Here is a 20481-nt window from a genome sequence, read left to right on the forward strand (position 1 = left end):
GGCTTGCCGGGGGCGGGCTTGCCGGGGGCCGGCTGGGCGGCGGTCTCCTTTGCGATCTTGGTCGGCTTCCTGGACGTCTTGGCCATTTTGTTACTCCGGTGCGTTGTTCACTCCAGTACGCTGTTCATTCCAGTACGCCGGCGCCTCGCCCATTGCGCCACCTGCTGGCGTGGGGCAGCACGAACATGTACAGGCCGGTAAACAGCAGCAAAGCGAGCGGCAGCAGCGGCGAGTAGACCACCCAGGGAGGAGGTTCGCCCAGTCCCATGGCGACGAAGTTGGCGATGACGGTCACCGTAAAGGCAATCGACAGCCAGCGGTGGATCCGCCTGACCCAATTGTTCCAATTCAATTGCATCTCCTCTGAAGACAAACTGAGTAGGCAAGCCTGCCGCGGGCTTCCTTGCAGCCTGGCGGGCTTCAATCCAACCGTGCCAAGATCTGTTCCAGGTTCGCAAAGAATTTTCGCCACCCGACCGTCGCGCCCTGGTAATAGGGCCGCTGGTCCGCCCGGAAGCCCGATTGCTCCATGCGCAGATGGGTTCCCGTGCTCGTCGGGGTGAGCGTCCAGGTGACGACACTCCTGAGATCCTTGGTGTCCCAGGTGTAGGACAGCGTTTTGGCCGGCTCGACTGCCTGGACCTGGCAGTCCACGCCGCCCCAGTCCGCGCTAAGATTGAAACGGCTGCCCTCGTCCGGCTTGAAATCGTTCTTCATCATCAGCCACTCCTCGATCAGGTGCGACTGCGTGAGCGCGCGCCAGATCTTTTCCGGCGGATGAGGGATTTCACGCTCGACAACGACGGAACGCGTTTCGGTCGTTGTTTCATTCATTGGTCCATCCTTTTCAGCAAGTCCTCGAGGTGGTCGAACCGGGCTTCCCAAAACCCGGCCATCTCGCTTGTCCAGTCCATCAAGGGGGCAAGCGCGCCGAGTTGCGCGCTATAATGGGTCTGTCGTCCTTCGTGGCGATCGCGCACCAGCCCGGCCTGCCTCAGAAGGCCGAGATGCTTCGAGACGGCCGGTTGCGAGATTCCGGCCTGAGCAGTCAGGGCGCCCACGGTCTGCTCTCCCTGGCGGCACAACCGTTCGAAGATCGCGCGGCGCGTCGGGTCGGCGAGCGTCCTGAAGAGCACATCGTGAGCGTTCGTCATCTGGGATCGATGGTCCTCGCCTTACCAGCGCGCCAGCTGGGTGATTTGAACAAGGTTGCCGCAAGTGTCGTTCAGCTGGGCGATGGTCGAGCCGGTCACCTCGGTCGGCGGCATGGTGAATTCGGCGCCGCGCGCCTTGATGCGCTCATAGTCGCCCTTGACGTCGTCGGTGAAGACCATGACCGCGGGCTGGCCCTGCTGGAATATGGCTTGCTGGTAGGCCTTGGCCGCAGGGTTGTCGTTGAGCGCGAGCTGCAGCTCGGTTCCATCCGGCTCGTCGGGCGAGGCCACGGTCAGCCAGCGATACGGCCCGTTGCTGAAATCGGCCTTCTTGGCAAGGCCGAGCACCTCGGTGTAGACGCGCAGGGCCTTTTCCTGGTCGTCCACATAGACGCTGGTCAATTTGAGCTTCATTTGCACTCTCCGTCTGCCGCGTTCGCAACGTACGCCTGGTTTTTTATGATCAATAACCAAATGGCTATTGCTTGACGTATAACCATTGGGATATGCGTTCGTCAAGGGCGAGATGGCAGCTGTTGTCACAGGAGCCGCCGGCGATGTGGCGTCTGCCTTCCGGCTCGCGCACAGCGCGTCCTTAGCGCTTCGGCAAGGAAAGCGCCGGTGCTACGAGGAGCTTGTGCAAAGTCAGCGGGACATAAAAGGTCGTTTCAACCGCCAAATCTCGGCTCCGGTGTCCCGGTTACGCCAAGGCCGGTGATCGCGAAAAGGCTGCCGCGCAGAACGCCGTCGCCGGGAAAACGCGGCAGCGGCGGCTTGGCCATCGAGGTGACGTAGAGGGTGTCCAGCTTCGGCCCGCCGAACATGACGCTGGTGATCTTCTTCACCGGCATGTCGATGATGCGATCGATGCTGCCGTCGGGCGCATAGCGCACCAGCCGACCGTCATAGACCAGCGCATTCCAGAGGAAGCCTTCCGCGTCGACCGTCGATCCGTCGGCTGCCCCGCCGCGGCTGGTGTCGACACGGGTGAAGGTGCGCCGGTTGGTCGCCGCGCCCGTGGCGATGTCGTAGTCGTAGGCCCAGATCTCGCCGGTCCAGGTGTCGGCGAAATAGAAGGTGCGATCGTCGGGGCTCCAGCACGGGCCGTTCGAGCAGATGATGCCGGAATCGATCCTGGTGACGTAAAAATCCGGATCGAGCCTGTAGAGACCGCCGGACGGCCCCTCTTCCATCGTGTCCATGGAGCCGGCGAAGAAACGTCCGCGCCGGTCGACCTTGCCGTCGTTGAGACGGTTCGTCGGCTTGTCCGGTTCCGGATCGTGAATCAAGGTAACATCGCCGGAGGCGAAATCGAGCAGATGGAAGCCGCGTTGAAGCGATACCACGGCGCCGCTGCCGTCCTTGCGCAGCGCCATCGAGCCGATCTTCATCGGCACATCCCATGAGCGTATCTCGCGTCCGTCGGCGGTGGCGCGGAACACGCGCCCGTCGAAACTGTCGATCCAGTAGAGGCGCTGCTGCTCGACGTCCCACAGGGGTCCCTCGCCCAGCGTGGTCTTCACGTCCACCACGACTTCGATCTTCATGCCTTCCTCCTTTGTTTGGGCCAGTGCCGCGATTGGCTAGAAAGCGACCTTGTCGCCGCCTTTCAAGGACAGGATCTCGCGCGCTTCGTCGGGCGTCGCCACCTCCATGCCGAGCCCCTCGATGATCTTGCGGGCAAGCAGCACCTGTTCGGCGTTCGACTTCGCCAGTTTGCCCTTGCCCGCCCAGAGGCTGTCCTCCAGCCCGACGCGGATGTTGCCGCCAAGGGCCGCCGACTGGGCGGCTATGCGAAGCTGGCTGGCGCCGGCGCCCAGCACCGACCAACGGAACTGGTCGCCGAACAGCCGGTCGGCGGTGCGCTTCATATGGGCAACATCTTCGGGATGCGTGCCGATGCCGCCGAGCAGCCCAAACACCGACTGCACGAAGAACGGCGGCTTCACCAGTCCGCGATCGGCGAAGTGGGAGAGGTTGTAGAGATGGGCGATGTCATAGCACTCGAACTCGAAGCGCGTGCCGTTGTCGTAGCAGGTCGCCAGGATGTACTCGATATCCCTGAACGAGTTGCGGAAGACGAGGTCGCGCGTCGCTTCCAGATGCGGCTTCTCCCAATCGAACTTGAAGGTCCCGTATTTGTCGGCGAGATGATACAGCCCGAAATTAATCGAACCCATGTTGAGCGAGGCGACTTCCGGCTTGAACTGGGCGGCGGGCCGCACGCGCTCCTCGACCTTCATGTAGGGGCTGCCGCCGGTGGTGATGTTGATGGCAGCGTTGGTGCCTTGCTTGATGCGCGGCAGGAAGCGGGCGAAGGCCTCGGGCGTCTGGTCGGGCTTGCCGGTCTCGGGGTCGCGCGCATGCAGGTGTAGGATCGCGGCGCCGGCCTCGGCCGCGGCGATCGCCTCGGAGGCGATCTGGTCCGGCGTGATCGGCAGATAGGGCGACATGGTCGGCGTATGGATCGCCCCCGTCACCGCGCAGGTGATGATGACCTTGCCGCTGGTCTGCACAGCGCCGGGCTTGCGGCTTGTCTCTCTCATTTTCCAAACTCCCGATCCGATTTTTTCTTGTGCGCCGCCAGCGCCATCAGCCGGCGGTCGCGCCACACCTGCCGCTCGCCGAGGCTAGCCTTTGGCAAGCGTTCGCGGCGGTCGGCCTCGACCGTCGTCATCACTTCGCCGGCCCAGTCGACGCGCCGCAACATCTGCGGGAAGATGTTCGAATAGATCGTCTGGTAGCGCTCGACATAGTCGCGCACGCCGCCGGGCGCATTGAGGTCGATGGTCTCGAACGGGCCCATGAACGACCAGCGCAGGGCCAGCCCGTCGCGAATCCCGATATCGACATCCTCGACGCTGGCATAGCCGTCGGCGACGAGCCGGAAAGCCTCTTCGAGCAGCGCACCCTGCAGGCGGTTCATGATGAAGCCGTCGAGTTCGCGCTGCATCACCAGCGGCGCATGGCCGGCGTCGGCGAGGAAGGCGCTGGTCCGTTCAACCGTCTCGGTGGAGGTCCATGGCGCCGGCACGACCTCAGCCGCCGGGATGAGATAGGGCGGATTGATCGGATGGACGACGAGGCAGCGGTGCCGTCCTTTGAGATGATCGGTGAATTTCGAAGGCAGCAGCGCCGAGGTGGAACTGGCGATCACCGCCTGCGGACCGGCAAGCGCATCGATCACGGAAAATACCTCACGCTTGATTTCGAGGTTTTCCGGCGTGTTCTCCTGGATATGGACGGCCCCGGCCAGCGCCTCCTCGAGCTCCGCGACGACGGCGATGCGATCAAGCACGGCGTCGACCGTCTGCCCGCGCAGCAGATCGTTCGATGCAAGGTCACCCAGCACACCGCCGATATAGTCGCGGGCGCCGCCTGTCGCGGCCGGCGACTGGTCCCACATGCGTACATCGTGGCCGGCCCGGGCGAAGCTGATCGCCCAGGCCCGCCCGATGAAGCCACTGCCGACAATCGCCACCTTTGCCATCGATCGATTCCTCAGAGTGTTTCGACATTGCCGTCGACGCCGAGCGACTGGCCGGAAATGTTGACGCCGGCGTCGGAGAGCAGGAAGGCGACCATCGCGGCGACGTCGTAGGGGCTGGTCATGCGACGCAACGAAATGTTCTGCAGATAGCGCTCCGTCATCTCCTCATGGCTGATGCCGACCTGCCTGGCGCGCGCCGCAATGACGCCTTCGATGCGCGGACCCTCGATGATGCCGGGCAGGATGGCGTTGACCCTGATGCCGTGCGGCCCGAGTTCCTTGGCGAGGCTCTGCGTGAAGCCGATGACGCCGAACTTGGCCGCCGAATAGGGCGTGCGGAACGCGTACCCATGGCGGCCCGCCGCCGACGACATCGACACGATCGAACCGCCGCCCGCCGCCTTGATCAGCGGCACGGCGCGCCTGGCGCAGAGGAACTGGCCAGTCAGGCAGATGTCGATGCAGCGCCGCCAGTCCGCCGGATCGATCTCGTCGACACCGCCGGTCGGCCCGGCGATGCCGGCATTGTTGATCAGCGCGTCGAGCCCGCCAAGCTTCTCCTGCACCGCCTCGAACAGCCGGTCGACATCATCCTCACGCGAGACATCGGCCTTGACCGCGTCGACCAGTGCAATCCTGCCGGGTGCGGCGGCCAGCGCTTCGTCGGAAACGTCGCACACCATGATGCGCGCGCCGAGCCGCGACAGCGTCTCGGCGATGGCCAGGCCGATGCCGCCGGCGCCCGCCGTCACCAGCACGCGCTGCCCTTTCAGCCCACCCAGAAATTCATCCGCCGAAGCCGGCGCCTTTACACTCATGATCGTGTCCTTCTCATTGCAGTCGCCGTTCGCGCAGCGCCATGACGGCGCCCAGGACGACCAGTCCGTAAAGAATTGCCCTGGTGGCGTAGGGAAGCGTGGTGCCGGCCAACAGCATCTGCAATGCGGTCAGCAACAAGACGCCGCCGAGCATGCCGAGATAGTGGCCGCGCCCGCCAGTGATCAGCGCGCCACCGACCACCACCACGGCGATCGACGGCAGGAGATAGTCGTCGCCCATGCCGAGGCTCGCCTGACCCGAAAAGCCTGTCAGCATGATGCCGACGATCGCGGCGCAGACGGCCGAGAGCATGTAGACCAGGATCAGCGTGCGCTCGACGCCGATCCCCGACAATCGCGCCGCGCGCAGTCCGTTGCCGATGCCGTAGACCCGGCGTCCGAACGGCGTGCGCCCAAGCAGCAGCACCGCCGCTACAACAAAGACGATCATCAGCAGAACGACCGGCGTCACGAGACCGAGCCTGGCCGTCATGAACCAACGCAACATCGGCGAGGAGAACCCTGCCGGCGTTCCCTGCGAATAGAGCAGCGCGCAACCTTGCAGAATGCCGTTGGTGGCGAGCGTCATGACGATCGGCGAGATGCCGAGATAGACGATGCCGAAGCCATTGGCGAAGCCGATGGCGCAAGCCATCAGGAGCACGGTCGGCAAGGCATAGACGAGTGCCGCATCGGAGCCGTTGACCATGCCGGCCAGGATGATGCCGGAAATGCCGATCGTCCACGGCACGGAGAGGTCGAGGCCCCCGGTCAGGATGACGGTACCCTGCCCGAGCGCCAGGACGGCAAGGAAGGACGACAGCACGAGCAGCGAGTTCCAGTACCCCGGATTGAGGATGGTGCGGCCGAGCCATATCTGCGTGACGACCACGATGATGATGAGGCAGACATAAGCGGGCAGCGCATAGCGCAGCGTCTCGGCATTACGCAGATGGAAAGCGGGGCGCGGCGATATCTCGCCGCGTTGGTCAGGCGATGGCCGTGCGATCCGGAGACGCCGATCCGCGTAGTCGAGCTGCGAGGGCAATATGCCGGCGCGCCAGGCGGCAAACCTGGCGCGCGCGGCGCGAAGCTGCACCGCAAGCACCGATGTATGCGAGATCGAGCCGGCAAGAGCCGCCAGCACGAGTATGGTGCCTTCGGCGATGGTGGAATAGTAGGCCGATACGTTGAGCACCAGCAGGATGTTCACCACGATCATCAGGATATAGGCGCCGAAGACGGTGCCCACAGGACCGCCCTGCCCGCCACCAAGACGCGTGCCACCGACGACGACCGCCGCGAACATCGACAAGAGCAGCGGATTGCCGACCAGCGGATCGCCGCTGCCGGTCTGGGCGCTGATGAACACGCCGGCAAGACCGTAGCAGCCGCCGGCGATCACATAGACGGCAAAGCGCACGAGCACGACGTTGATGCCGACCGCCGCGGCCGAATCCGCATCGCTGCCGACCGCATAGAGCGCGGTACCGAAGCGGGTTCCCTTCAGCCAGAACCAGGCGAGGAGCACTATCCCAATCACCACCAGCGGCATCGGCAGCCAGCCGGTGATCGCGTCGCCGAGGTAGAAGGTGCCGAGATCGGGCGACACGAAGCCGCCGGGCTTGTCCATCACCAGCAGCGTCACGCCTTGCAGGATGAACATGGTGGACAGGGTCACCACGATGGGCTGCATACGCAGCACCGCGATGAAGAAGCCGTTGAAGGCGCCCACCGCCATGCCGACGCCGATGCCAACCGCCGTCCACAGGAGGATGCTGGCGCCAGGCGCCGTCGGGTCCATGCTCGATGCCAGAACGACATTGACCAGCGATATCACCGCGCCGGCGGACAGGTCGAAGCCGCCCGACAGGATCACAATGGTCTGGCCGATCGCCGCGAGCGCCGAGGTCGCGCCACCGCTCGAAAGGAACGATACGTCGAAATAGGTGAGCGGCCCGGCACTGACCCAGTCGACGATGAAAAGCAGGATCGCAAGGACGGCCGCGGCGATCAGCGCGCCACGATTTCGCACCAGCGCGCGGCGCAGCCCGACGCCGCTGGAGACAGGGGACGAAAGTGCGGCGCTGCTCATGCGGCGATGTCCCCGGCATGCCCTAGCGCCGGACGCATGATGGCGGGTTCGGTAATAGCGTCACCTTCGAGCTCGGCCGCGATGCGCCCGTCATAGAGAACCAGGACCCGGTCGCATTGATGGACCAGTTCGGGAATCTCGGTCGAGTGCAGCAGGATCGAGCCGCCGGCGGCCACGTAGTTTCGCATCATCACATAGAGTTCGTGCTTGGTGCCGACATCGATGCCGCGGGTTGGATCGAACAAAAGCAGGATGCGGCTCTGCGCTACCAGCCATTTGGCAATTGCGATCTTCTGCTGGTTGCCGCCGGAAAATGCGCCCGCCCGCGTCCACAGCGCGCGGCGGTCGACTTCGACAGTGGCGAACGCCTCCTCGACGGAGCGCATCTCGGCCCCAGCATCGACGAGGCCGAGGCGTGTAAAGCGCGACACCACGGGCAGCGTGGCGTTCTCGCTGCCGGACAATTTCAGGAACAGACCTTCGGACTTGCGATCCTCAGGCACCAGGCCGATCGCCATGTTGGGGCGCAATGCATCCGCGGGCGAACCAAGCCATACCTTGCGGCCGTCGACCAGGACGTAGCCGCGGGTGATTTCGGCCATGCCGAAGCAGGCCAGGAACAGGTCCTGCTGGCCCATGCCTTGCAATCCTGCGACGCCGAGGATCTCGCCCTTGCGCAGGTCGAAGCCGACGCCGTCGAGCTTGCGCCCGACCTTCAAGTCGCGCACACCCAGAACCGGCGGCCCGAAAGCCTGGGCGCCGTCGGGCTTGGGCGGAAAGGTCTGCTCGATGCTGCGGCCGATGATCTTTTCGATCACGTCGGCGTCCGACACATCGGCGACCGGGGCGGTGACGATATGGCGGCCGTTCCTGAGGATCGTCAGCGTCTCGCAGAAGGCGCGGACCTCGCGCATGCGATGGGTGATGAAGACGATGGTCGTGCCTTGCGCTTTCAACCTGGCGATGATGTCGCCGAGCCAGTCGACGTCGCGGCCGGCGAGCGTCGAGGTCGGCTCGTCGAGCAGCAGGATGCGCGGCTTGCGATAGACGGCGCGCGCGATCTCGATCTTCTGGCGCACCGAAAGCTCGAGTTCGCCCACCTCGGCATCGAGATCGACGGAAAAGCCGAGATCGTCGATGTGGCGGCGGACCGCCTTGCGCGCGGCAGCGCGGCGGATCAGGCCGGAGACGCCGACCGGGGCATAGGGCAGCAGCATGTTGTCGAGGACGGTGAGATCGCGCACCAGGGTCATCTCCTGGAACGCCGTCTGCACCCCCAGCGCGTGTGCTGCGCGCGGCGCGCCGTAACCGATCTCCTTGCCAAAGACACGGACATGGCCTTCGCTTGGCCGCACCAGTCCCGACAGGAGTTTCACCAGCGTCGACTTGCCGGCGCCATTTTCTCCCAGCAGCGCATGGACGCTGCCGGATGCAATCCGAAACGACACGCGGTCGAGCGCGACGGTCGGGCCGAAGGCCTTGCTGATGCCGTCGATCTCGACAGCGGGAAGCTCGGGAGATTCTGTCATTGTCCTCGATCGCTAGCCTTTGCCCAGATCGACGATGCACGGAAGCAATGTCCGTGCATCGTCACGATCGCCTGGGAGGCTTTACGTCTCTATTTTGTGCATGTCGTTGTCCCCAAACTCTGCACGCTTTTGGGCGACAGGCACTATTCTTCCGGCTGGCCGACGAGGGCAGCGGCAAGGCCGATCTCGGGTGTCTGGTCCGAGAAGATCGAGGCGAACCAGCCGGGGTTGGAGACCAGCGACGGCTTGAAGGCGTTGCAGCCGGCCTTCATTTCCGCCCATGTGCCTTCGTCGCACAGCTTGATCGTCTCACTGGTGACAATCGGCAGCGGCAGGATCGTGGTCTTCGGCACATCCTTGCCTTCAATCGCTTCGACGGCCAACTTCAAGGCGAGTGCCCCGGAATAAGGTGGCGAGGCGTAGGAAATGCGTTGCGCACCGAGCGGCGCATAGGGGGAAGCCGAACCTTCGACCTCGGTCCCCTCCGGCAGCATCTGGATGCGGCCGCCATTGGAGCCTTCGCCGGCGCAGGGCAGGAGTTCACTTGTCTTCTTGCCGGCCTCGAGTTGCATCGAATTGGCGGTGAAGCAGCCGACCTGCATCCACAAACCGTTGATGTCGTCCCAGTTGCGGGTGGCCAGGATCTTCGAAAGCTCGGTGCGGGCAACCGCCTGGCTCCACATGCCGACAGCCTCGCCGACGATCTTGATGTCGGGATATTTGGCGAAGACTTCCTTGGCGGCCTTTGTCCGTTGATCGTCGACGGATGTTCCGGGAACACCGGTGATGGCGATGATGTTCCCTTTGCCATTGAGCTTTTTTGCGAGCCATTCGGCGGTCACCCTGCCCGCTTCCAACTGGTCGATATGGACGTTGTAAGCGCAAGGCTCGGTGATCTCAGCGTCGTAGGCAAAGACCTTCACACCCTTGTCGCAGGCATTTTTCACGACCTGATTGAGCGCGGTCGGCGAGATCGGGTACACGACGATCGCTTTGGCGCCGCTTTGCACCATTGCGTTGATCTGCTGGATCTGGCGCTGCGCGTTGGGTCCGGCGACCTGGACCTGCAGGTCGACCTTGTCGGCCAGGCTTTTGTGAGCGGCCATGGCCTTGACCATGTTGGCCGCCTCCGCCTGCCAATCGTTGCCGATGTAGCTCATGCTGAGAAATATCTTGTGCTTTTCAGCCGCCTGCGCGGCGGAAAGGCTAAAAGCGCATGCAGCCATGCCGGCCAGCAGCGTGAGCCGCCGGACTTTCAATCCGATACCCATGTATTCCTCCCAATCCGAACGACCGAATGCCTCCCAAGGGTACGAAACGTAACCCTTGTCATTCGACGTCATCCACCGTATCATGATTTGATCAAAGATCAATGATGAAATCGCTTGATATCAAAACCGGTGCTCGAGGCGGCTTGACGCGGCAATCCGAACCCTGCATTCCGGACTCAGGCGGTAGCGTCGCCCTAAAGCGCGCCGCGTTTGTCCGGCCTCATGCGACGCGCTTCAGGTTGTTTTATGCATGTCGTTATCGCAAAACCGCTGCGCACTTTTGCGCGACATGCATTAGGCGGGAAGGTTGACGGGAGATGGCTGGATCGGCATTCAGGAAGCCGGGGGTCGAGATCACTCCCCTGTCCAGGGAAACCCTGCAGGACAGGGTCTACCGCCATGTCACCGAACTGATCCTCGACGGCAGCATCGTGCCGGGCGAGATGGTGACGGTGCAGAGCCTAGCCGACGCTTTTGGCGTCAGCCCGATGCCGGTCAGGGAGGCGTTGCGGCGGCTGACCGCCGCCAATGCGCTGATGGTGGTTTCGGGCCGATCGATCGGCATTCCGGCGCTCAGCCGCGCGCGTCTGATCGACCTCAGGAATGTCCGCTACGAGATCGAAGCGATCGCCGCCGCATGGGCAGCGGAGCGCATGGACGACCGCGGCATAGCGCTGCTGCGCCAACATCTCGATGCGCTCGAACAGGCCAATGCCACCGGCGACGTCAAATCCTACCTCAGGGCCAATTACGCCTTTCATTTCTCGATCTATCGGGCGGCCGGCTCCGAGAACATGCTCAACATCATCGAGAACCTGTGGCTGCAGATCAGCCCCTATTTCAACATGCTGCACGATTCCGGGAACTATTCGACCGCCAACGAGCACCATCAGGAGATGTTCGCGGCGTTGCGCGCCCGGAATGCGGAAGCGGTTCGGGCCGCGGTCCGTGCCGACATCGACGCGGCCTTCGACGTGCTGGTCGGTTTGCTGGGATAAGGATTTGGACACTGGCACCTGAAGCCGGTCATGCCTCCCGTTGCCGACAGCAGGCCGCCTGTATTCTTCCGGATCCGCATCGAACAGTTGTCCAGCCGGCAAGCACTGGAATAGATTGCTTACGCCCTGAGATTGCCGGGTTGGTCGCCTAATCAATACCGATCCAGGTCGCACCGTCAGACTGCGGGAAATGCCTCAACGCACGATCTTGACGCACATTGGCGTGCCGATCTCGATAGCCCGTCCGGTGTCGGTCAGCGTGCCGCTGTCGGTGTCGCGAGCAAAGATCGAAATACGGTCGGCATTCTGGTTGGCCGAGAAGAGATGGCCGCCGGACGGGGTCAACGCGAGATTGCGTGGCGTCGCGCCGCCGCAAGGAACATAGCCGACAAGTTTCAGCACGCCGGTCTGCTGGTCGACCGCCATGATGACGACGCTGTCGTGGCCACGGTTGGAGCCATAGACAAAACGGCCGTCCGGCGCGATCTGGATATCGGCGCAATGATTGCTGTCGCGCGCCTCGGCCGGCACCGCCGGCCTGGCATCGATGATCGAGAGCTTGCCGCTGGCTTCGTCCAGCGCCATCGAAACGATGGTCGAGTCCAGTTCGTTCATGACGAAGACGAAGCGTCCGTTGGGGTGCAAGGCCAGATGGCGTGGACCAGCACCCGGTGGCAGAGGGGATTCGGCGAGCTTGCTCAACCTCCCATCCGGCTCGATCCGATAGGAGACCAGCCGGTCGATGCCGAGGTCCGCGACAACAGCTGTTCCACCGCCAATGGTTTCCGTCACGCTGTGGGCATGAGAGCGCTCCTGCCGTGCAGCATTCGGGCCGGTGCCTTTATGCGATACACTGGCCAGCGGCGCCGACAGTGCGCCGTTCTTCTCGAAACCATAGACAGCCACCGCCCGGTCCGGTCCACCCTCGCCCATGCCGTAATTCGCCACCAGAAGCTTCGTTCCGTCACGGGTGATGGTGTTGTGCGCGGTGATGCTGCCCAGCGAAGGCTGCTTGTTCAGATAGCTTAGCGTAGCCGTCGCGCGATCGAAGCTGTAGGCACTGACCGTTCCTTCCCGCCAGGTGAAGAGTTCCGAGTTGGCGTAGATGCGTGCCCCGTCAGGGGTCACCGACAGGAATGTCGGATTGTCGATGTCATTGGTCTCGGCCAGTTTTCGCGTTTCCAGCGTCTCTTCGTTGAAATCGTAGACGCTGAGGCCGACGCCGCGCGCGCCCTGAAAATACGGCGCCTCGCGGTTCAGGCTACCGATGAAGACCAGACAGGCATTGCGCATGATTTCCTCCCTCCCCTGCCAGCGCTTCGGCGCGCGGGAACAGCCAAAATTTCGCCTGTTCACGCTTGCAACGCAACCCCATATGTGAAAATACTATTTACAAAAGAAGATTGACGGGAGGAGACGTCGTGCTTTTCGACGCTTTGCTGTGCGTTCCGACAGTTGTGCCAAGCCTCGCCCAGAGCTGGTGGGGCCAGCCGTGACCGAATTCGCGCCGACCGTCGGTGTGGCCTCGACGCACCCCAAAAACATGCCCAGGGATCACGCCGCCCTGCCGGTATGGAATGCCGAGAACTGGTTTTATGAGGACTGGCCGGTAGGACAGAAAATCCGCTCGTTGCGCCGCACGATGGCCGAAGGCGACAGCCACCTCTTCAACACACTGGTGCTCGACATCCACCCCTACGTGCAGGACCAGATGTTTGCCGAGGCCGAAGGCATCTTCGGCAAGCGGCTGATCGCTGGGGCCTTTGTCTTCTCGGCCGGGCTGGGGCTGGTCGCCACCAATTGCATCAATGCCTTTTCCTACGGCTACGACAAGCTTCGCTTCATAAAGCCTGTCTTCATTGGTGACACGATCTATTCGATCCGCTCCAACCTCGACAAGAAGCCCCGCTACAAGGACATGGGCCTGATCCGTGCCAGCTATGAAGTGTTCAAGGGCGAAGGCGAGTTGGTTCTCTACTGCGAGCACCTGCAGACGGTGAAGTACCGCAACCCCGCCGATTTCATCGGCAAGACGGAGAAATAACGATGCAGGCAGCAGCCGAATTGCCGCTTGCCGGTCTCACCGTCGTCGACATGAGCCAGTTCCTGTCCGGCCCCTATTGTTCGCTCAGGCTGCTCGATCTTGGCGCCCGCGTCATCAAGATCGAGCGGCCGGATGGTGGCGACCTGTCGCGCCGGCTCTACCTCAGCGACACCGAGATCGGTGGCGACTCCACGATCTTCCATGCCATCAACCGGGCCAAGGAAAGCCTCGCCATCGACCTCAAGAACGAGGCCGATCTCAAGGCGCTGCGCGGGCTACTGGCCAAGGCCGACGTGCTGATCCAGAATTTCCGGCCGGGCGTCATCGAGCGACTCGGCTTGGACTATGGTGCCGTCCGCGAGATCAACCCGCGCCTGGTCTACGCCTCGATCAGCGGCTATGGCGAGGAAGGCCCTTGGGTCAAGCGGCCCGGCCAGGATCTGCTGGCCCAGGCGCGCTCCGGAGTGATGTGGCTGAACGGCGACGAGGACCAGGGGCCGGTGCCGTTCGGCCTCGCAATCGGCGACATGCTGGCGGGCGCTGCCTGCGCGCAAGGCATCCTGGCGGCGCTGGTGCGGCGCGGCATCACCGGCCAGGGCAGCCATATCGAAACCAGCCTGCTGGAAGCGCTGATCGACTTCCAGTTCGAGGTGCTGACCACGCACCTCAATGACGGCCGCCGTCTGCCCAGACGCTCCAGCTTCCGTAGCGCGCATGCCTATCTGTCGGCGCCCTATGGCGTCTACCCCGCCAAGGACGGCTACCTCGCCGTTGCGATGACACCGATCCCCAAGTTGGCCGATCTGTTGTCGCTTAGAGAATTGGCGCCCTATCGCGACAAACCGGCATCGTGGTTCACCGCGCGCGACGACATCAAGGCGATCGTCGCGCAAAGGATCGCCACCAAGACGATCGACGAATGGCTGGCCATTCTGGAGCCGGCCGACATCTGGTGCGCCAAGGTGCTGACCTGGCCGGAGATGCTGGCAAGCGAGGGGTTCCAGTCGCTCGACATGCTGCAAACCGTGACGCGTGAGGACGACGTCTCGATCCTCACCACCAGTTCGCCGCTCAGGGTCGATGGCATCAGAGCCAAGGTCGACCGGGCGGCACCCCGCATCGGCGAGCACAGCATGAAAATCCGCGAGGAATTCGACCTGTGAATACGCGCACGCTCAAAGGCATGACCTGGAGCCATCCGCGCGGCTACGATCCGATGGTCGCCTGCTCTTCCCTCTGGCAGCAGAAGACGGGCATAGCCATCGAATGGGACAAGCGCTCGCTGCAGGATTTCGAATCCTTTCCGGTCGATGAACTGGCGCGAGCCTATGATTTAATCGTCATCGACCATCCACATGTCGGCCAGATAACGGCGGAACGCTGCCTCGAGCCGCTGGATGTCGCCGGCCGCGAGGCGGAGCTTGCGGCCTTGGCCTCGGGCAGCGTCGGACAATCCTATCCGAGCTACAACTGGCAAGGGCGGCAATGGGCCTTTCCGATCGATGCGGCAAGCCAGGTCCAGGCCTGGCGGCCGGACGCGCTTGATGCCCGGCCTGCGCGCTGGAGCGAGGTGCTCGATCTCGCCCGGCAAGGCCGCGTGCTGCTGCCGCTGCGCCCGCCCCATTGCCTGATGGTGTTCTTCACGCTTGCCGGCAACCTCGGTCATCCCTGCGCGACCGATCCATCAGTCGATCTCATCGATAGCGGGGCCGGCGGTAAGGTCTTCGAGACGATGCGGGAGATTGCCGCGCTGGTCGAGCCCGCCTGCTTCGAGATGGATCCGATCGCCGTTTCGGAACGCATGGCGGAAGCCGGTTCCAGGATCGTCTGCGTGCCACTGATCTATGGTTACGTCTCCTATGCGATGACTGGTTTCCGCGCAAACCGGTTGGCCTTTGCCGACATTCCAGTCATCGGCTCCAACGGCCCGATCGGTTCGGCGCTCGGCGGCACGGGCATAGCAGTCTCGGCTTTTTCCCGGGCGAAAGATGCCGCGATCGATTTCGCCTATTGGGTCGCCAGCGGCGATGTCCAGCGCGGCGCCTATGCCGCCTCGGGCGGCCAGCCCGGCCATGCGGCGGCGTGGGAGGACCAGAGCGTCAATGCCGCGACCGGCAGTTTCTACAGGGATACGCGCGCGACGCTGGAAGGCGCATGGGTGCGGCCGCGCCATGACGGCTACATGGCGTTCCAGCAGGCGGCATCCGACTGCATCATTTCCGGCATCACCTCCGGGCGCCAAGCCGCCCGGGTCGTTGCCGATCTCAATCGCCTGTTTCGGGACAGCGTCCCGGCGCAGGTGTCCGGCGCTGCCGGTGGAGGAGCCTGAGCGAAACCGAATGGAGGAGAACAAGATGACAGGAATGATCCGCGGCCTGCTGGCCGCAACCGCCCTTGCCACGATTGCAACGACTGCCCTGGCGCAGGACGTGCAAGGCGTCATCGGCGGGCTGCCGAGCGAACTCAAGGCGCAATATGACGGCGCGCCGCAGAAGATATTGCCCTCGGCCTGGGACAATTTCACGCCGCCGGCGAAACCGTGGAAGTGGTGCCATTCGGAATCTTACCAGGGCAACCCGTGGCGGGTCACGGTGACCAAGGAGTTGAAGCGTCTCGTCGACGGGCTGATCGCCGACGGCACCGTCTCCAGCTTCGAAGTTTCCGATTCCAACAATGACGCCAGCCAGCAGATCAACCAGATCCGCGCCTTCATCGACAAGAAGTGCTCGATCATCACGTCGATCCCGGGCTCGGCGACGGCGTTGGACGATGCCATCGACGCGGCCGCCAAGGCCGGCATCCCGTTCGTCACGGCGGCCGGTTCGGTGACCAGTCCGAATGCGATCAATGTCGATTCCAACTATGCGCGTTGGGGCTATGACATGATGACGGCTATCGGCAAGGCCCAGCCGGACGGCGCCAGCATCCTGCTGGTCGAAGGCATCGCCGGCCACCCGATCGTGGTGCAGGAGCGCCAGGGCGCGGACAAGGCGCTGGCCGAAAATCCGAAGCTGAAGATCTCGCGCAACGTCAACGGCAACTGGACGGCCAACGTCACCAAGACCGTGGTGCTGCAGGCGATCGCCACCAATCCGGCGCCGATCGATGCGGTGTGGACGACAGGCAGCGAAAGCCGTGTCGTTGCCGAGGCCTTCGCCGAGGCCGGACGGCCGGCGCCGCTGATCACCGGCTCGATCACTGGTGACGCGCTGGGTTACTGGAAAGCCAATCCGGACAAGTACCGCTTCGAAGGCCATGCCGTGCTGCCGCACTGGACCGCCGAGACGCTGTTTCGCGTCGGCGAACGCATGCTTGACGGCCAGAAGCCGAAGCTGAACACACTGCTCATCCCGATCCCGCCGGTTCACAGCGCCGATCTCGGCGCGTGGTACAAGGACTGCATGACGACGGATGCGGTGTCGATCTTCCCGGTGCCGCCAACGGACCCGATGCCGGAAGAATGGCTCGACGCCTATTTCTCGAACCCGGCACCGACCAAGGGTTGGGATTATTCGAAGGTGCCGGATGCCTGTGCAAAGTGACGCCTGTGCAAAATGATGCCTGCGCCAAATAAGGTCTCGGCTGGCCGGTTCCTTTTCGGGAGCCGGCCAGCCAACATCGAAATACGACATGCTTGAAATCCAGAATATATCCAAACGCTATGGCGAGACGGTCGCTCTTGCCGACGCCTCGATCGTGTTCCGACCGGGGACCATACACACGATTCTGGGTGAGAACGGTTCGGGCAAGAGCACGATGGTCAAGCTGTTGTCCGGCATCGTCCAGCCGGACAGCGGCGCGATCCTGCTGCAAGGCAAGCCGTTTTCCGGTGCCAGCCCCTCTGCCTTCCAGGCGCAAGGTTTCGCGACGGTTTTCCAGGAGGTGCTGATCGCACCGGATCGCAGCGTGACGGACAACATCCTGCTTGGCCTCGACGGGCTGGTCCGGCGCACCGTTGCCCGCAACGAGCGCCGCGACAGGGCAGCGCTGGCGCTGAAGCGCTTCGCGGTCACCGACGTCCCCCTTGACGCACAAGCCGGCCTGTTGCCGCTTGCCGCGCAGCAATTGATCGTTCTCGCCCGTGCGATCGTGCGCAACCCAAAAATCCTCATCCTCGACGAGGTCACCGCCGCGCTCGACTTCGCCGACCGCGAATCGGTCTTTTCGTTGATGCGCGCCCTTGCCGGCGAGGGTTGCCTCATCCTGTTCATCACGCATCGCATGGATGAGGTGATGTCGCTTTCGGATCGCATCTCGATCCTGCGCGGGGGCCGCGTGGTGCGCACCGAAGAGCGTGACGCCTCGTCCCCGGCTGAACTTCTCAAGGCGATGGCGCCGCGCACCGCGGCGGAGTTGGCGCATGGCTGATCGCGCCCTCCCCGACTCTGGTGGCCCCGACTTTCGTAGCCCCCACTTTCGTGGCCTCGCCATTCGCGACCTCGTCATCGCGCCCGGCGCCAGTCCGATCACACAGGCGATCGCTCCCGGCGAGATCGTCGGCCTTGCCGGCCTCGACGGTCATGGCCAGGAACTGTTCCTCAAGATGCTCGCCGGCCTTGCGCCACCGCTTGGCGGCTCGATCGTGCTCGACCTCCCCAGCGGCGGCGGCAAGATCACCGGGTTCCGCAAGGCGGTCTCCAGCGGCATCGCCTATCTGCCACGCGACAGGCGGGCGAACGGCATTTTCCCGACCCAGTCGGTGCTCGACAATTTTGCCGTCTCGACGCTGTCGCGCGATACGCGCCTCGGCCTGATCAGTCCGGCGGCGCGAAGAGCGCGCTACGACATCTACCGCAAGAAACTGTCGATCGTCGCACCCAGGCCCGATGCGCCGATCACCACACTGTCGGGCGGCAACCAGCAAAAGGTGCTGCTGGCACGAGCGCTGGCTCTGGAACCCGCGATCCTGCTGCTCAACGACCCTACGCGCGGCGTCGATGTGGCGACGCGGCACGTTCTCTACGACGTCTTTCGCGGGCTTGCCGCCGACGGCATGGGACTTGTCATCCTCTCCAGCGAGATCGAGGAGATCCTGCTCTTGTGCCATCGTGTGCTGGTGTTTCGCGAAAATGAAGTCGCGGCCGAAATCGCGGGCCAGTCCCTCACCACCGACAGCGTGATCTCCGCCATGTTCGGACGTGCGGCATGAGTTCTGTCACGCGCCTCCTGCCTCTCTGGCGACGCGTCGGTTTCGCCGTCGTGCTTCTGGTCGTGCTGCTTGCGGTCAATCTCATCCTCAATCCGGCGCGATTCCAGCCGGGATCCTGGGGCGCGCTGATCGGACTGGCCGCGCCTTTGATTGGCGCGGCCATCGCCTCCACACCCGTGATCCTTGCCGGCCGTGGCGGCATCGACATCTCGGTCGGACCGCTGATGGGTTTCGTCAACGCTTTTACGATCCAGGTGCTTTTCCTTGGCGCCGGCATCTCTTCGCCTCTGATCCTCGTGCCTGCCACGCTGCTCATCGGTGCGCTGGTCGGCGCGGCGAACGGCTTTCTGGCGACGGTCGTGCGCATCCAGCCGATCGTCGCCACGCTCGGCACCTATCTGATCCTCACCGGCGTCACGCTGACGATCCTGCCGGCGCCGATCGGTCCCGCACCAGCCTGGCTCAAGGCCTTGTCCGGCCCGCTCTCGATACTGCCGCTGGCGGCGATGTTCATTGGCTGGTGGCTGGTGCGGCGCACCCCTTACTACGATCAACTTATGGCGGTCGGCAGCGACGACCGCGCCGCCTACACCGCCGGCGTCGACGTCACGCGCGTGCGTTTCATCGCCTATGTCATGACCGGTCTTCTCAGCGGATGCGCCGGGCTGATGCTGACCGCGCTGATCGGCTCTGCCGATCCCAATATCGGGCCGACCTACACGCTGATCGCGATTGCCGCCGTCGCTCTGGGCGGCGTCAGCCTGGCTGGCGGCCGTGGCGGCGTGGCGGGCGCGGCCATCGGCGCCATCGACATCTTCCTCCTGCAAAGCGTGCTGACGACATTCAATGTCTCGACCTTCGTCCTGCAGATCGCCTATGGCGCGATACTGGTGCTGGCCGTGATGTTGACCGCGCTGCAGGAACGTTTCGCGACCAGAGGGCGCTGACATGACCGGCGGAAACCTTTTTGCAACCACCAACGCCCGCGTCATCGGCGCTTTCTGCGTCGCCGCGCTTCTGCACGCGGCCGGCACCGCCCTCATTCCTGGCTACTCGACGCCGTTTGCCGTACGCGCCATGCTGGTGCTCGCCTCGCTGCTTGCCGTCGCCTCGATCGGGCAGACACTGGTCGTGATCATGGGCGGCATCGACCTGTCCATCCCCTTCGTCATCGGCTTCGCCAACGTCGTGGCGGCGCAGCTCTATGGCGACGGCTGGAACTTTTCTCTCGTCTGCGGCCTCGTCGGGGTGCTCGCTGTCATCATCGGCGGCCTTAACGGGCTGATCTCGCGCAGCCTCGACATCCAGCCGCTCATCGTCACGCTTGGCATCGGCATGATCGTGCAAGGGCTGGTGCTGTTGTGGACGGCGGGCTTTCCGTCAGGCTCGGCGCCACAAGCTGTTTCGAGTTTCGTGTCGATCGGCGGCTCGGCCGGGCCGTTGCCGGTGCCGTGGCTGGTGCCCAGCCTCGTCGTCCTGACGGCATGCGTGGTTCTGGTGCTGGAGCGAACGCCCTACGGACGCCGGCTTTACGCGCTGGGCAGCAATCCGGGCGCCGCACCGCTGGCGCTGATCGACCCGGTTCGCATGTGGGTCGTCACCTATGCGGCAAGCGCCTTCTTCGCTGCCGTGGCGGGGGTGCTGCTGCTCGGCTTCACCGGCTCAGCCTATGGCGATGTCGGCCAGCCCTATCTGTTCCAGACCATTGCGGCGGTCGTCGTCGGCGGCGCGGCGCTGGTTGGCGGGCGGGGCAGCTACCTCGGCACGATCGCCGGCGTTCTGGTGCTGACCGAAATCAACACGCTGCTGATCGGCCTCGGCTTCCAGCCCTCCGCGGTTCAGGCCGCGCTTGGCTTCATCATCGTGCTGCTGGTCTCGCTCTACGGCCGCGAACGGCACGTATCGGCAACGATCTGACGCTGCGCCAAGTCGG

Annotated in this window: 21 protein-coding genes; 9 read left to right on the top strand and 12 right to left on the bottom strand. The window is 63.9% G+C overall.

Annotated elements, in window-relative coordinates; translation table 11 throughout:
• Nucleotides 1-124 precede the first annotated feature (124 nt).
• The 11 genes from AC0L2H_RS15605 to AC0L2H_RS15655 form a co-directional block, all read right to left on the bottom strand.
• Complete coding sequence (locus tag AC0L2H_RS15605) at nucleotides 125-352, bottom strand: hypothetical protein (protein ID WP_473591066.1); 228 nt, start codon at nucleotides 350-352, stop codon at nucleotides 125-127.
• Nucleotides 353-420: 68 nt separating this feature from the next.
• On the bottom strand, nucleotides 421-834 hold the full coding sequence (locus AC0L2H_RS15610; protein ID WP_473591067.1) for an SRPBCC family protein: 414 nt from the start codon (nucleotides 832-834) through the stop codon (nucleotides 421-423).
• Nucleotides 831-1154, bottom strand: coding sequence for an ArsR/SmtB family transcription factor (locus AC0L2H_RS15615; RefSeq protein WP_107648667.1), 324 nt, complete (start codon nucleotides 1152-1154; stop codon nucleotides 831-833). The genes AC0L2H_RS15610 and AC0L2H_RS15615 overlap by 4 nt, the downstream gene beginning before the upstream one ends.
• Nucleotides 1155-1175: 21 nt before the next feature.
• The gene (locus tag AC0L2H_RS15620) at nucleotides 1176-1568 is read right to left on the bottom strand and encodes a VOC family protein (protein ID WP_473591068.1); all 393 of its coding nucleotides are present in this window, start codon (nucleotides 1566-1568) and stop codon (nucleotides 1176-1178) included.
• Nucleotides 1569-1822: 254 nt separating this feature from the next.
• Nucleotides 1823-2701 carry an SMP-30/gluconolactonase/LRE family protein gene (locus AC0L2H_RS15625; protein WP_473591069.1) on the bottom strand — a complete coding sequence of 293 codons (879 nt, stop codon included), beginning with the start codon at nucleotides 2699-2701 and terminating at the stop codon, nucleotides 1823-1825.
• Nucleotides 2702-2737: 36 nt separating this feature from the next.
• On the bottom strand, nucleotides 2738-3700 hold the full coding sequence (gene kce / locus AC0L2H_RS15630; protein ID WP_473591070.1) for a 3,5-dioxohexanoate:acetyl-CoA acetone transferase: 963 nt from the start codon (nucleotides 3698-3700) through the stop codon (nucleotides 2738-2740).
• Nucleotides 3697-4644: a 3-hydroxyacyl-CoA dehydrogenase gene (locus AC0L2H_RS15635; RefSeq protein WP_473591071.1), complete on the bottom strand. Its 948-nt coding sequence runs from the start codon at nucleotides 4642-4644 to the stop codon at nucleotides 3697-3699. Before AC0L2H_RS15635 ends, kce begins: the two co-directional genes overlap by 4 nt.
• An 11-nt stretch (nucleotides 4645-4655) precedes the next feature.
• The gene (locus tag AC0L2H_RS15640; protein WP_473591072.1) at nucleotides 4656-5462 is read right to left on the bottom strand and encodes an SDR family oxidoreductase; all 807 of its coding nucleotides are present in this window, start codon (nucleotides 5460-5462) and stop codon (nucleotides 4656-4658) included.
• A 13-nt stretch (nucleotides 5463-5475) separates the two neighbouring features.
• A complete protein-coding gene (locus AC0L2H_RS15645) occupies nucleotides 5476-7557 on the bottom strand; it encodes an ABC transporter permease subunit (protein ID WP_473591073.1) in 2082 nt (693 codons plus the stop codon).
• Nucleotides 7554-9086 (bottom strand): sugar ABC transporter ATP-binding protein, encoded by a 1533-nt coding sequence (locus AC0L2H_RS15650; RefSeq protein WP_473591074.1) that lies wholly within the window; start codon nucleotides 9084-9086, stop codon nucleotides 7554-7556. The genes AC0L2H_RS15645 and AC0L2H_RS15650 overlap by 4 nt, the downstream gene beginning before the upstream one ends.
• A gap of 143 nt (nucleotides 9087-9229) precedes the next feature.
• Nucleotides 9230-10357 (bottom strand): sugar ABC transporter substrate-binding protein, encoded by a 1128-nt coding sequence (locus tag AC0L2H_RS15655; RefSeq protein ID WP_473591075.1) that lies wholly within the window; start codon nucleotides 10355-10357, stop codon nucleotides 9230-9232.
• Nucleotides 10358-10674: 317 nt separating this feature from the next.
• Between AC0L2H_RS15655 and AC0L2H_RS15660 the strand changes: the two genes are divergently transcribed.
• On the top strand, nucleotides 10675-11355 hold the full coding sequence (locus AC0L2H_RS15660) for a GntR family transcriptional regulator (protein ID WP_473591076.1): 681 nt from the start codon (nucleotides 10675-10677) through the stop codon (nucleotides 11353-11355).
• Between the two features lie 195 nt (nucleotides 11356-11550).
• Here the strand turns inward: AC0L2H_RS15660 and AC0L2H_RS15665 are convergent, their stop codons facing one another.
• Nucleotides 11551-12648: a lactonase family protein gene (locus AC0L2H_RS15665; protein ID WP_473591077.1), complete on the bottom strand. Its 1098-nt coding sequence runs from the start codon at nucleotides 12646-12648 to the stop codon at nucleotides 11551-11553.
• Between the two features lie 199 nt (nucleotides 12649-12847).
• Between AC0L2H_RS15665 and AC0L2H_RS15670 the strand changes: the two genes are divergently transcribed.
• The 8 genes from AC0L2H_RS15670 to AC0L2H_RS15705 all read left to right on the top strand — a co-directional run bounded on the left by AC0L2H_RS15670 (nucleotide 12848) and on the right by AC0L2H_RS15705 (nucleotide 20465).
• On the top strand, nucleotides 12848-13399 hold the full coding sequence (locus AC0L2H_RS15670) for a MaoC family dehydratase (protein ID WP_473591078.1): 552 nt from the start codon (nucleotides 12848-12850) through the stop codon (nucleotides 13397-13399).
• A gap of 2 nt (nucleotides 13400-13401) precedes the next feature.
• Complete coding sequence (locus AC0L2H_RS15675; RefSeq protein WP_473591079.1) at nucleotides 13402-14562, top strand: CaiB/BaiF CoA transferase family protein; 1161 nt, start codon at nucleotides 13402-13404, stop codon at nucleotides 14560-14562.
• Complete coding sequence (locus tag AC0L2H_RS15680) at nucleotides 14559-15728, top strand: extracellular solute-binding protein (RefSeq protein ID WP_473591080.1); 1170 nt, start codon at nucleotides 14559-14561, stop codon at nucleotides 15726-15728. Before AC0L2H_RS15675 ends, AC0L2H_RS15680 begins: the two co-directional genes overlap by 4 nt.
• Before the next feature lie 25 nt (nucleotides 15729-15753).
• Nucleotides 15754-16941 carry an ABC transporter substrate-binding protein gene (locus AC0L2H_RS15685; protein ID WP_473591081.1) on the top strand — a complete coding sequence of 396 codons (1188 nt, stop codon included), beginning with the start codon at nucleotides 15754-15756 and terminating at the stop codon, nucleotides 16939-16941.
• Between the two features lie 88 nt (nucleotides 16942-17029).
• Entirely contained in the window at nucleotides 17030-17767 is a 738-nt protein-coding gene (locus AC0L2H_RS15690) for an ATP-binding cassette domain-containing protein (protein ID WP_473591082.1), read from the top strand.
• The gene (locus tag AC0L2H_RS15695) at nucleotides 17760-18548 is read left to right on the top strand and encodes an ATP-binding cassette domain-containing protein (protein ID WP_473591083.1); all 789 of its coding nucleotides are present in this window, start codon (nucleotides 17760-17762) and stop codon (nucleotides 18546-18548) included. The genes AC0L2H_RS15690 and AC0L2H_RS15695 overlap by 8 nt, the downstream gene beginning before the upstream one ends.
• On the top strand, nucleotides 18545-19495 hold the full coding sequence (locus tag AC0L2H_RS15700; RefSeq protein ID WP_473591084.1) for an ABC transporter permease: 951 nt from the start codon (nucleotides 18545-18547) through the stop codon (nucleotides 19493-19495). The genes AC0L2H_RS15695 and AC0L2H_RS15700 overlap by 4 nt, the downstream gene beginning before the upstream one ends.
• A gap of 1 nt (nucleotide 19496) precedes the next feature.
• Complete coding sequence (locus tag AC0L2H_RS15705; protein ID WP_473591085.1) at nucleotides 19497-20465, top strand: ABC transporter permease; 969 nt, start codon at nucleotides 19497-19499, stop codon at nucleotides 20463-20465.
• Nucleotides 20466-20481 lie beyond the last annotated feature (16 nt).

The organism is Mesorhizobium sp. WSM4871 (genome assembly GCF_055811295.1).